Source organism: Burkholderia sp. HMSC10F09 (assembly GCF_001806955.1).
Taxonomy (GTDB): Bacteria; Pseudomonadota; Gammaproteobacteria; order Burkholderiales; family Burkholderiaceae; genus Burkholderia; species Burkholderia multivorans.
On sequence record NZ_KV786628.1, the window covers coordinates 26,245 to 38,451 of the forward strand.

At 62.8% G+C, this 12,207-nt stretch carries 9 protein-coding genes; 1 reads left to right on the top strand and 8 read right to left on the bottom strand.

Annotated features, from left to right (window positions below; genetic code table 11):
- Positions 1-148 precede the first annotated feature (148 nt).
- The gene (locus HMPREF3115_RS08540; RefSeq protein ID WP_070554102.1) at positions 149-3,805 is read left to right on the top strand and encodes a CheR family methyltransferase; all 3,657 of its coding nucleotides are present in this window, start codon (positions 149-151) and stop codon (positions 3,803-3,805) included.
- Positions 3,806-3,970: 165 nt separating this feature from the next.
- On the opposite strand, the gene HMPREF3115_RS08545 is transcribed toward HMPREF3115_RS08540, so the two are convergent.
- From HMPREF3115_RS08545 to HMPREF3115_RS08580, 8 genes are all read right to left on the bottom strand, one after another.
- Positions 3,971-4,909 (bottom strand): MBL fold metallo-hydrolase, encoded by a 939-nt coding sequence (locus HMPREF3115_RS08545; RefSeq protein WP_070554103.1) that lies wholly within the window; start codon positions 4,907-4,909, stop codon positions 3,971-3,973.
- A 79-nt stretch (positions 4,910-4,988) separates the two neighbouring features.
- Positions 4,989-6,032: a 4-hydroxy-2-oxovalerate aldolase gene (gene dmpG, locus HMPREF3115_RS08550; RefSeq protein ID WP_006409488.1), complete on the bottom strand. Its 1,044-nt coding sequence runs from the start codon at positions 6,030-6,032 to the stop codon at positions 4,989-4,991.
- A complete protein-coding gene (locus tag HMPREF3115_RS08555; RefSeq protein WP_070554105.1) occupies positions 6,029-6,991 on the bottom strand; it encodes an acetaldehyde dehydrogenase (acetylating) in 963 nt (320 codons plus the stop codon). Before HMPREF3115_RS08555 ends, dmpG begins: the two co-directional genes overlap by 4 nt.
- Positions 6,992-7,124: 133 nt before the next feature.
- Complete coding sequence (locus tag HMPREF3115_RS08560) at positions 7,125-7,892, bottom strand: 2-keto-4-pentenoate hydratase (protein WP_070554107.1); 768 nt, start codon at positions 7,890-7,892, stop codon at positions 7,125-7,127.
- Entirely contained in the window at positions 7,889-8,686 is a 798-nt protein-coding gene (locus HMPREF3115_RS08565) for a 2-keto-4-pentenoate hydratase (RefSeq protein ID WP_083302175.1), read from the bottom strand. Before HMPREF3115_RS08565 ends, HMPREF3115_RS08560 begins: the two co-directional genes overlap by 4 nt.
- Before the next feature lie 62 nt (positions 8,687-8,748).
- Complete coding sequence (gene trpC, locus HMPREF3115_RS08570; RefSeq protein ID WP_070554138.1) at positions 8,749-9,534, bottom strand: indole-3-glycerol phosphate synthase TrpC; 786 nt, start codon at positions 9,532-9,534, stop codon at positions 8,749-8,751.
- A 154-nt stretch (positions 9,535-9,688) separates the two neighbouring features.
- Positions 9,689-10,810 (bottom strand): porin, encoded by a 1,122-nt coding sequence (locus HMPREF3115_RS08575; RefSeq protein WP_227747553.1) that lies wholly within the window; start codon positions 10,808-10,810, stop codon positions 9,689-9,691.
- A 116-nt stretch (positions 10,811-10,926) separates the two neighbouring features.
- Entirely contained in the window at positions 10,927-12,165 is a 1,239-nt protein-coding gene (locus HMPREF3115_RS08580; protein WP_006409479.1) for a dienelactone hydrolase family protein, read from the bottom strand.
- Positions 12,166-12,207 lie beyond the last annotated feature (42 nt).

The following is a 12,207-nucleotide window of genomic DNA, read 5'->3' on the forward strand; positions in this document are numbered from 1 at the left end:
TCGGTAGTGTGCCGCGTAAGTCGTCCATGTGCCAGCCCCACCGTGCGTGTACCGCGATGGCATGCAACCGCAGCCGAACGGCCGTTGATGCGCGCACAGGGCGGCGATACACTGCGACCCACGCTAATACAATGAGCAGGAGTTGGCCGTGGGGGCGATTTTGTCGGAACAGTTGAAGCTCGTCGTGCTGGGAGGATCGGCTGGCAGCCTCGACCCGTTGCGCGCGATCGTCGCCGCGCTGCCGAGCGATCCCGGCTTCGCGGTGCTCGTCATCACGCACCTCGATCCGAAGGAGGAGAGCCGGCTGCCCGACATCCTGCAGGCAGATGCACGCATGCCGGTCGAAAAGCTCGTCCATCTGCGCAAGATGGAGCATGACCGCATATACGTGCTGCCTGAAAACGCGGGCGTGATTGCACTGGACGGCCATTTCCGATTGACGCGCAGACAGGCCGGACTCAACTTGCCGATCGACGCGTGCCTGGCGTCGCTCGCGCAGGATCCCGACGTCAACGGTGCGGCAGCGATCCTCTCGGGCACCGGGCAGGACGGTGCAGGCGGACTGGTGGACCTGAAGGCTTCCGGCGGCTTCGTCATCGCACAGCAGCCGCAAACGGCTGCTCATCAGGGTATGCCGACAGCGGCGATCGACACGGGTTTGGTCGACGAAGTGCTGTCGCCCGAGGACATCGCCCCGTGCCTGGTGCGGCGCTTCGGCGATCCTGCCCGCAGCGCGGACGCGGCCGATGCGCAGACGGCCGACGACGACGCGCTCGGCACGGCCATCTCCATTGTTCAGCAAAAAACCGGCATCAACCTCGCCTACGTCAAGGACGTCAACCTACGCCGCCGCTTCCTGCGCCGCGTGCTGCTGCAAAAGGATCGGGACGTGGATGCCTACCTGCAGCTGCTGCGCAGCGATGCGCGGGAGGCAGAGGCGCTGCGCGACGACATCCTGATCGGCGTCACGGCCTTCTTTCGCGACGCGGAGTTCGTCAACGTGCTGCGGCAGTCGGTCATTCCCGCGCTGCTGGAACTGAAGCACGACCCGATCCGCGTCTGGGTGCCCGCCTGCTCGACCGGCGAGGAGGTCTACACCATCGCGACGCTGCTGAGGGAGGCACTCGATCGCGACGCGCTGCATCGCCGCGTGCAGATCTTCGGCACCGACATCAACGAGGCATCGATCGAAATTGCGCGGGCCGGCCGCTACAGCCTGGCGTCGGTGGACGACGTGCCGGAGGCGTTTCGTGAAAGAACGTTCGCCGCCACGTCGGGCGGCTATGTGGTGCGCAAGGCGATTCGCGAAATGTGCGTGTTCGCGCGGCACAACGTGCTGACCCACGCGCCTTTCTCGGGCATGGACCTGATCAGCTGTCGCAATCTGCTGATCTACCTGCGCAAGGAGGCACAACAGCACGTGCTGGAGGTGTTGCACTACGCCTGCCGGCCCGACGGATTTCTGCTGCTCGGCCGCGCCGAGACCGTGTCGGGTGCCGACGGTTTCGAGCACGCCGGCGCGCCGCATCTGTACCGCAAGGTGCCGGCGGCCAAGCGGCAGCAAGGCGCGTTCCCGATCGATGCACTGCGTCCGTGGGCGAGCCAGGGCACTGCGCCGCCGGCGCGGCGCGCGCAGCAGGCCGATCCCGTTCTCGAGGCGGCCAACCGCACCGCGCTCGAGCGCTATGCGCCACCGGGTTTCGTCGTCGACGACAAAGGCGACGTCGTGCACTTTCGCGGCGACGTGTCGGGTTTCGTCGCGCCGGCGAGCGGCGAGGCGTCGCTTGCTCTGCCGCGCTTGTTGCAGCCCGAGCTCAACGTCACGGTGCGCACCGCGCTGATCGAGGCCAAGCGGACGGGCCAACCTGTGCGGCGCGAGCGCGTCGCGCTCGGCGACACGCATTTCGCGCTGGAAGTCCTGCCGCTGGCCGCCGAGGACCTGGTGCCGCACTATCTGGTCACGCTGGAACGATTGCCCGACGACGCACCCGCGCCACAGAACACGAATACGGGCTCGCCGCACAGCCGCGTTCAGGAACTCGAGCGCACGGTCACCACGCTGTCCGACGAACTCGAGGCCACGCAAGCGCAGCTCAAGACGGTCGTCGCCGAATTCGAATCGGCCAATGAGGAACTGCGCACGGCCAACGAGGAAATGCTCAGCACCAACGAAGAGCTGCAAAGCGCGAACGAAGAACTGCTGCTGGCCAAGCAGGAACTCGAGTCGGCCAATCAGGAGCTTGCGTCGCTGAACGACGAGCTGAAATCGCGCAACGAGCAACTCGACCGCGTCAACGACGATCTGAGCAATCTGGTCGAAGGCATCCCGCTACCGGTCGTCGTGCTGGATCGGCAGTTGCGCCTTCGACATTTTTCGCCGCAGGCGCAAGCGCTGTTCGGATTGCCGGACGACAGCGTAGGACAACCGCTGGCGCAGTTGAACAGCCTGTTCTCGGCGGTCGACCTCGAACGCGTCGTGCAGTCGGCCGTGCAGGGATTGGCGGATGTAGAGCACGAGTATCAGGACAGCGAAGGCCGATGGTGGCTCGTCAACGTGCGTGCCTATCGCACGGCCGACGATCGCATCGACGGCGCCGTACTCGCCTTCCAGGACATCCATCAGCTCAAAAGCGCGCTCGGCACCGCGCAGTCCGCGCAACTCGATGCGGAACGGGCCAATACCGCGAAGGACAACTTTCTCGCCCTCGTATCGCACGAGCTGCGCGCACCGCTGAACGTGATCTCCAGCTGGGCGGCCGTGCTCATGACGGCAAGCGAGCGCGGCATGCCGACCGACGAGCAAATGAGTCAGCGCGCGGTCACGACCATTCTGCGGCATTGTCAGCTGCAGGCCGAACTGATCGACGATTTGCTGGACGTCTCGCGCATCTCGTCGGGACGGTTCTCGCTCGATTCGAAGCCGGTCGACTTTGCAGCGGCCGTACGCACCGTGGTGGAAAGCCATCGCCCGGTGGCGGCCAAAAAGGAGATCATGCTCGCGACGTCGGGATTGCAAAGCCAGGCGGTCGTCAGCGGCGACGCGCGTCGTCTGCAGCAGGTCGCCTCCAACCTGATCGGCAATGCGCTGAAGTTCACGCCGCAAGGCGGCCGCGTGGAGGTCGCGCTGACGCGTCTCGGTGCACTCATCGAGCTCTCGGTCGCCGACAACGGCATCGGCGTCAAACCGGAATTGCTGCCGCGTCTGTTCGACCGTTTCATGCAGTCCGACACCAGTCGCACGCGCCAGTATGGCGGCCTTGGCCTGGGCCTCTCGATCGTCAAGCATCTCGTGACGGCGCACGGGGGCACGGTGACCGCCAGCAGCGAGGGCGAAGGTCGCGGTACCAGGCTGACGGTTCGCATACCGTTGCTGCAGACCGCCGCGACCGAAGAGGGAACCGTCGCTGCTGCACCCGCGGAATCGGCACGGCTCGACGGCCTGTCGGTGCTGCTCGTCGACGACGACGTGCCGGCCCAGGAGCCGTTGGCGCACTTGCTGCGCGGGCTCGGCGCGCAAGTGCAGATCGCTTCCGGTGCGAAAGAAGCGCTCGCTTGTCTCGCTGCCGGCTCTTTCGATATTCTCGTCAGCGATCTCGCCATGCCCGGCGCCGACGGCCATGCACTGCTGCGCGACGTGCGCAGTCGCGAAGGCGGCCGACGGCGCATCTACGCGCTGGCCCTGACGGGCCTCGCGTCGATACACGATCGGGACGCCGCAATTGCCGCCGGCTTCGACGATCATTTGCCGAAGCCGGTGGACGTGAAGGTGCTGCTGGAAAAGCTGTCTCTGGGGCGGGGCAGATAGCCAGCCGACGCGGAGCTACGTCCTCGGCATCCGCCGGCTGCTCGCCGGCAATACAGGTCGATGGTGGCGGCCACGCAGCGATCGACGGAGCCGGTCGGCCATGTCGGCCGTTGCGCATCGACACCGCCGCTCCGCGTCCAGTTCATCGAACAACACCGCGCCGGGCTAGAGTACTGTCGATATCTTCTCTGAACCGATAAATCGAAATGCGTAGCCACGCCCCTCGCGGCAAATGAACCCCGCACACGGATAGGGAAAGTGCGCCGGCAAAATCAGTGTATCGGTGTCGGCATGTGCTTCGAAGAACGCTCGCCTGGATCGACGCGATTGTTCGGGATCGACACAAAACCTCGTGCTCCAGTCCGGATTTTCGAATTGCAGCGCCGTATGAAACAGGTCGCCGGAAATAATCGCTCGCTCGCGATTGCTTTCGATGCAGACGCCGACATGACCGGGCGTATGTCCGGGCAGAGGAATCAAGCGAATGGACGAATCGATGACATGTCGCGAATCGACCATATCGGCGAGTCCGGCGTCGAAAAGCGGCAATACGCTGTCGCCGATGTAGTCGCCGGTTCTCTCCAGCGGCGATCTCGCCAGCTTGCTCGACCAAAACTCGAATTCCTCGTTGACGAACAGGTAGCGCGCGTTGGGAAACGTGGGGCGCCACCTGCCGTCAGCGTAGTAGGTGTTGCAGCCGACATGATCGACGTGCAGATGCGTGGAAAGCACCCTGTCGACGTCCTCGGCGCGGATGCCGGCCGCCTGCAGCCGGCTCAGCCAGCCGAAACGGGCTTCATTGAATTCGACTCGCGCCCTGGCCTTGCAGTCGCCGACGCAAGTGTCGACCATCAGCGTGGTACGGCCGCTTTCAATCAGAAAGCCCTGGATAGCGATGACCAGCCGCCCGCTGCCGACGTCGTAGAGCTTGCGATCGGTGCTAACGACGGATGCCGATACGGACTGCTCCGTCGCGTCGGGATAGAGTTCTTGCCATCGCAGCAGCGGCGCGACCGACTCGGCGATGACGGTCACTTTGACTGCACCGATATTCAACCGATAGACCAGCGGTTGATGCTGACGGGAAGCCGACAGGGTTCGCATGGTGGTTCACCAGAATCGAGTCGCAGTCACTCGCTGCGACTGTGGAAGAAACACAAGGCAACGCCGCCGCCACGACGGCTCACTGCGCATCGCTCGTGGCCGGCTGTCGCCGCTTTAACAGATCCAGCGCGACATCGACGATCATGTCTTCCTGGCCGCCGACCATCTTGCGTCTGCCCAGTTCGACCAGAATGTCGACGGTCTTCAGCCCGTATTTGCTGGCGGCGACTTCCGCATGACGCAGGAAGCTCGAATAAACGCCGGCGAAACCGAGCGCGAGCGTTTCGCGGTCGACACGTACCGGCCGATCCTGAAGCGGCCGGACAAGATCGTCGGCCGCGTCCATGAGCCGGTACAAATCGCAGCCATGATTCCAGCCCTGTCGCTGTGCCGCCGCAATGAACACTTCGAGCGGCGCATTGCCCGCGCCCGCGCCCATGCCGGCCAGGCTCGCATCGATGCGATCGCATCCCTCCTCCACGGCAACCAGCGAGTTGGCCACGCCGAGGCTCAGGTTGTGATGCGCGTGCATTCCGGTTTGCGTGTCGGCTTTCAATACCGCTTTGAGGGCACGGAACCTGTCGCGGATCTCGTTCATGCCGAGCGCACCACCGGAATCGACCACATAAACGCAGGTGGCGCCGAACGTTTCCATCATTTTCGCCTGCTCAGCCAGCTTCTGCGGGGTCGTCATGTGGCTCATCATCAGAAAACCCACCGCATCCATACCGAGTTCGCGCGCAAAGTCGAGATGCTGGCGCGATACATCGGCTTCCGTGCAATGCGTTGCCACGCGCACGACGCGTGCGCCTGCATCGAACGCCTGCCGTAGATCATGGGTGGTTCCGATGCCGGGAATCAGCAGCGTGGCGATCTTCGCCCGCTTGACGCTTTCCGCAGCGGCTGCAATCCACTCGACGTCGGTATGGGCGCCGAATCCGTAGTTGAAGCTCGATCCCTGGAGGCCATCGCCGTGAGCGACCTCGATGCTGTCGACGCCGGCATCGTCGAGCGCTGCGGCAATCGCCCTGACATGGTCGATGCCGTATTGATGACGGATCGCATGGCTGCCGTCGCGCAACGTCACGTCCGAGATGTAAAGCTTCTTTTCTGCTGAAGTCATTGCGTCGTCTCCTTGAAGCCGCGAGCGATGCCGGCGGCCATCCGGCGCCGGGCCATCATGTCGCCGCAGGCGAGTGCCGCCGACGTCATGATGTCGAGGTTGCCTGCATACGAAGGCAAATAGTGCGCAGCGCCTTCTACCTCGAGAAACACCGATGTCTTCAAGCCGTGCCGCGGCCCGATGCCCGGCACGTTGAGCGGCCTGTCCGGCGGCACTACGTCGAATTGCACCGACTGCTTCAGGCGATAACCCGGGACGTATTCCTGCACGCGTCCGACCATCTCGGCAATACTGGCCTCGACAGCCGCCGGCTCCGCGTTGTCCGACAGCACGAACACGGTGTCGCGCATGATCAACGGCGGCTCCGCCGGATTGAGAACGATAATCGCCTTACCGCGCTCGGCGCCGCCGAGCTTTTCGATCGCGGCCCGCGTCGTTTCGGTGAATTCGTCGATATTCGCGCGCGTTCCCGGGCCGGCGGACCGGCTGGAGATCGACGCGACGATCTCCGCGTAGTGCACCTTGGCCACGCGCGAAACAGCGGCGACGATCGGAATCGTGGCCTGCCCGCCGCAGGTGACCATGTTCATGTTTGTCGCGCTTTCTGCTTCCAGATTGATCGACGGGACCACATACGGGCCGATCGCGGCAGGCGTCAGGTCGATCACCTGAACCCCGTGCGCCTGCAGCAGTTCATTGTGACGTCCGTGCGCGCCCGCCGACGTCGCATCGAAAACGATATCGATTTCCTTGAATACATCCAGCCGCAGCAAGCCGTCGATGCCATCCGCCGTCGTCGCCACGTCCATGCGCGCCGCCCGCGCCAACCCTTCCGAATTCGGATCGACGCCGACCATGGCGCCCATTTTCAGATGCCTGCTGTTTCGCATTATCTTGATCATCAGATCGGTGCCGATATTGCCGGGACCGATGATCGCGACCTTCACCCTGTCATTCATCTGCGACTCCCCAATGTGACTGCACGGCCAACCGAACAGCGCTGTCCGCAGGTAGTGCGGGCGGCGACACGCCAGCCGCACCGGATGCTCAATTCGACTATCCGCGAGCGTTCGCGAGAACGCGTGCACCGCGTCAGTTCCTGACGTCGAAGCACGCACTGCCCAGTCGTTCGATATCGACCGACACATGCTGTCCCGGCTTGATCCATTCGGCCGGCGTCGCGCCGCCGGCCATCACGACCCATCCGGCTTGCAGCGGTTCGCCCGCGCGCGCTGAAAGCCGGGCAGCGGCAACCAGCGAACGCAACGGATGGCCGAGCAATGCCGCGGTCGACCCCACCTGCACGACGCGTCCGTCAATATTCAGCGTGAGGCCAAGATTCGACAGGTCGACATGAGGATCGCACCACGGACCGATGACGAAGCCGCTCGACGACGCGTTGTCCGCTATCACTTCCGGCAACGTGAACTTGAAGTCCTTGTAGCGCGAGTCGATGATTTCGAGCGCGGGCGCGACGGCCTCGACAGCGGCCAACGCCTGTGGCGCTGTCACGTCGCCGTCGAGCGATCGCTTCAGAACGAAGGCAATTTCGGGCTCGACGCGCGGATGCACGAATCGCGCAAAATCGATCGCCGTGCCTTCCTCGATCTGCATGTCGGCGGTCAAGCGTCCCCAGATCACATCCGACAGGCCCATTTGCAACATCTTCGCGCGGCTGGTAAAGCCCATCTTGACACCGACGCGACGGTGGCCGCGTTCGACACGCCGTTGTATCGACGCGGCCTGAATCGCATACGCCGTATCGAGCGACAGCCGGCTTTCCGGGTCGAACTGGGCCACCTCGGTCGCATTGACTGCGGCGTCGTCGAGCAACCGCGCGTATTCCATCGTCGTGGTCATTGGCGTGCCTCGCTTCGATCGTGGTCAAAAACTGCACGGACGGAGCCAAGCCCGTTTATGCGTGCGTCGAAAACGTCGCCGGGGCGGACAGCCACCATCGGCCCCAACGCTCCCGACAACACCAGGTCGCCGGCCTTGAGCGGGGTGCCGAGCGTCGTCATCGTTCGCGCAAGCCATACGACCGCGTTGAGCGGATTGCCGAGGCACGCGGCTCCTGCCCCCACCGAGACGAGTTCCCCGCACCGCTCCATCGCCATCCCGCACAGACGCAGGTCGATGCTCGACAGCCTGCACGGACGGGTGCCCAGAACGTACGCGCACGACGACGCGTTATCGGCAATCGTCTCCGCGATGCGAATGTTCCAGTCCGCGATGCGGCTGCCGACAATTTCCAGCGCCGGCAGCGCGTACTCGATGGCACCGAGCACGTCCAGATGGCCGGGATTCGTCACCGTGATATCGCGACCGATGACGAACGCGATTTCGGCTTCGATTTTCGGCTGAGTAAGGATTTCAGCGGGAATGGGTTCGCTGTCGCCATAGCCCATGTGATCGAACAACATGCCGAAGTCAGGCTGATCGACGCCGAGTTGCTTCTGTACCGCGACCGACGTCAGGCCAATCTTGCAGCCGACGAGGCGGCGACCATCGGCCAGATGCCGATCCGTATTGATCCGCTGAATCGCGTACGCGTCGTCGATGCTCAGTTGCTCGTATGTCTCGCGCAACGGCGGGATGGTTTTGCGGGTCTTTGCTGCATCACGCAGCGCGGCAGCCGCCTCTTGAATTCGCATGGCTTTCATGACCTCTCAGCTGTTAGTGCGAGAAAATATCGATCGATACTGCGGAGCGCGGCCTAATAGAACATCTGCTTGAGCGCAACACCGGGGTGCTCGGCGCGAATCAGTGCTTCGCCAACCAGAAAATGATCGACGCCTATCGAACGGAGCTTTCTTACATCGTCCGCGCTTCGAATTCCCGATTCCGAAATGACCATCCTGTCGGCGGGGATCAGGCGGCGCATCACAAGGGTTGTTTCAATATTTGTGGAGAACGTCGCAAGATCGCGATTGTTCACGCCGATCAGCGGCGTATTCAACGTGAGTGCCGCATCCAGCTCATCCGCGCTGTGGATTTCCACGATCACGGCCATGCCCAGTTCGAACGCGAGGCTTTCGAGTTCGCGCATCGCGCTGCCATCGAGGACCGCCGCTATCAGCAGGATGCAGTCGGCGCCCATCGCACGTGCCTCCCACACCTGGTACGCGTCTACGATGAAGTCCTTGCGAAGCACCGGCAGGCTCGATGCACCGCGCGCGGCGCGAAGGTCCGACGCGCTTCCGTTGAAGAACGTCCGATCGGTCAGCACCGACAGACAGGCCGCGCCCGCTTCCTCGTACGAGGCCGCGATCGACGCCGGGTCGAAGTCCGGCCGCAAGATCCCTTCGGACGGGCTCGCCATTTTCACCTCGGCAATGACGCCAGGTAAGCCCAGTCCCGCCTTGTCGCGAAGCGCAGCGATAAAGTCCCTGGAGTCGACCGTCGCTGCGATCTCTCGAAGGACGGTTTGGGGCACGCGCTCGGCTGCCAGCCGCACTTCACGAGTCTTGCACTCGACAATCCGGTCGAGAATCGTGTTCATTCCGTTATCCAAACTATTACCCAGCCTGATAGAGCCCGACACTCAACGTACTATTGGCGGTGATCGATTGCTGCGTCGGTCTTGCTGGCTCGCGTGCCGGACATGGCCGTCCAACCGCCCGGCTTGTCGACGCTCGACCGGCCTGATCCCGACCTCAGAACTTGTGACGCACCCCAACCACGACAGCCGTTTGCGCATTCGTGCTCGATTTTGACGAGAGGAACAACACGGCGGGAGCGTTGGATCCCGACGCTCGGATGTAGTTGGCGTACGCATAGACGTCCGTTCGCTTCGACAGGAAATAGTCGACACTCACCTGCCCCTGGTTCCAGTGCGGGTTCGAGACGACGCCACCGTAGCTGCCGTGCGTATACAAGTACGCAGCCGATACGAACAGGGCCGGCGTCAACTGGTACACACCGACAACGCTAAGGTTGTCCAGATGCAGGCTCGTGCTATCGAGATAGTTGTAGCGCACATCGGAAACGATGCCTCCGATGCGGAGTTTCTCGAACGCGTACTCGGCGCCTCCGGCGATCACGCGCTGTTTCCGTACGCCCACCGACGAACTGAGCGGGCTGGTATGAAACAGCTGGAATGGCGCGCCGGCATAGTCGTCGCTCACCGCACCGTTCGGATTGGCCGTGCCCGGATGGTCGATTTCGACGTAGACCAGCGCATATCGCTGCGTATGCCTGTCGAAATTGACGCCCGCACTGAACGCGCGGTTTTGCTGGAAACTGCCGGCCTTGTTGCTGAACGCATACAGCGATTCGAATCCGAAGCCGCCCCAGACCGGGCTTGCATACTTGATGGCGTTGCTGTAGCGGAAATTGCCTTCGATGTTGTCGTTGCTGCCGACACTGACGCCAAGACCGGGGCCCATCGCCTGGGGTTCGATGCGGTCCAGGTAGTCCCACAGCACGTCGTACTGTCGACCGAACGTAATTGTCCCGTACGTCCGGCTCGACAAGCCGACAAATACCTGCCGTCCAAACATCCGCCCGCCTTGCCCGAGTTTGCCGCTGTTGCTGTCGAAGCCGTTCTCCAGGATTCCGACCGCTGACAGGCCGCCGCCCAGATCTTCCGTCACCTTGAATCCCAGGCGATTGTTCTGGTTGGCGCCGCTTATCATCGTCCAGTTGCTGTGGCCGCCCTGATTGCTGACATAACCGAGCCCGTTCGAGATGATCCCGTATAGGGTCACCGAGCTTTGTGCCAACGCCGAGGTCGACGCCATCACCGTGACCGCCAGTACCCCTAACTTTATCTTCATGATGGAACCTGTATGGTTGATGCGCCGCAACGGCGGCGCGATTTTCTTTTGAGAACAAAGCCCGGCTGGCGGATCCGGCTCGCGCCGACGATGACGCTCCCGCGGTCTGAAAAACCTTAGATCGGCTTGCCTTCGCTCGACGCCCAGTTCCTCATCAACTCGTTGCTCGGCAACGTCTCGTCTATCAGTTTCTTTGCCGTACGGATGCCGGCAACCGGCAGTCCTGTCGGATCGAGCACGCCGATCTGCACCAGAACCGAAGCCTGGTCCCAGTAAATATGCTCGTTGTACAGCTTGTCGCCGCGGAAGCAGATGACGGCCAGCATCGGAATCTCGATGTACTTGCCGGTGGGGGCGAGTCCGGGCAGCATCCAGTCGATCTCGCGATCGTGGGTGGCGCAGAAAATGAATTCATCGACGATGCGGTCTGCGCCGATGGTGCGCGAGATCGGAATGAAATGCGTGTCCTTCGGATTCGCGTGAACGAAGTGATACTTGTAGAAGCGTTTGAGATCGTCGTGGCCGACGCCCCCCGTCATGGTCGGCACATGGTTGACGTACGGTGCGGAAACCATGGTCGGCAAGATCGAATCGACATCGCGCGAATCGAATTCGTGATAGCAGTGCAGTTCCCACAGCGCATTCAGGTCATAGACGGGCCCGAGCACTTTACGCAACAGTGCGATGGTGCGCGAATAGGCCATCATCGCCGCCGGCTTGTCGAAATGCTCGCGCTTCGGCGTCGCGAACGCGTGATCGCACCCGGGATACACGTATTGCTCGACCGCAGGCAGCGCGCAAAGCGCTGACTGGATCGTCTCGCGCGTTGCCTCGGGGCACAGCGCGTCATTACCGGCGAAATGAAACACCATCGGGCATCGGATCGAGGGAATATCGTCCAGATAGGCATCGAGCCCCACACCGTAGTAACTCACCGCGCAGTCGATATCAGTGCGGGCAGCCGCCAGCATCGCGAGCTTGCCGCCCAGGCAATAGCCTACGGCGCCGACCTTTCCAGCATGCTGGTCGAGCGAGCGGAGCGTCTTGATCGTCGATGCGATGTCGGTGATTGCCAGATCGACATCGAACTCGTCGTTATATCGCAGCGCCGTCGCGAAGTCCTCGCCGGTGTAGCCGAGGTTGACGCCGCGCTTCATGCGCCAGAACAGGTCGGGCACCAGCACGACATACCCTTCTTCGGCAAACCGATCGGCCGTTTCCTTCATGTAGTCGTTGATGCCGAAGATCTCCTGCAACAGGACCAGACCCGGCCCGGACCCTTGACGGGGCCGCGCGAGGTACGCAGAGAAGGCTTGGCCGTTACCGGCGTCGATGTCGATGTATTCACCGTTCATGATCTGTTTCGTCCTTTGCTCAATGCAACGTAGTTACGATTT

Coding starts and splice junctions, on each gene's coding strand:
- HMPREF3115_RS08545 (WP_070554103.1), bottom strand. CDS start 4,909: ATGCGAACCCTGTCGGCTTCCCGTCAGCATCAACCGCTGGTCTATCGG.
- dmpG (WP_006409488.1), bottom strand. CDS start 6,032: ATGACTTCAGCAGAAAAGAAGCTTTACATCTCGGACGTGACGTTGCGC.
- HMPREF3115_RS08555 (WP_070554105.1), bottom strand. CDS start 6,991: ATGAATGACAGGGTGAAGGTCGCGATCATCGGTCCCGGCAATATCGGC.
- HMPREF3115_RS08560 (WP_070554107.1), bottom strand. CDS start 7,892: ATGACCACGACGATGGAATACGCGCGGTTGCTCGACGACGCCGCAGTC.
- HMPREF3115_RS08565 (WP_083302175.1), bottom strand. CDS start 8,686: ATGCGAATTCAAGAGGCGGCTGCCGCGCTGCGTGATGCAGCAAAGACC.
- trpC (WP_070554138.1), bottom strand. CDS start 9,534: ATGAACACGATTCTCGACCGGATTGTCGAGTGCAAGACTCGTGAAGTG.
- HMPREF3115_RS08575 (WP_227747553.1), bottom strand. CDS start 10,810: ATGAAGATAAAGTTAGGGGTACTGGCGGTCACGGTGATGGCGTCGACC.
- HMPREF3115_RS08580 (WP_006409479.1), bottom strand. CDS start 12,165: ATGAACGGTGAATACATCGACATCGACGCCGGTAACGGCCAAGCCTTC.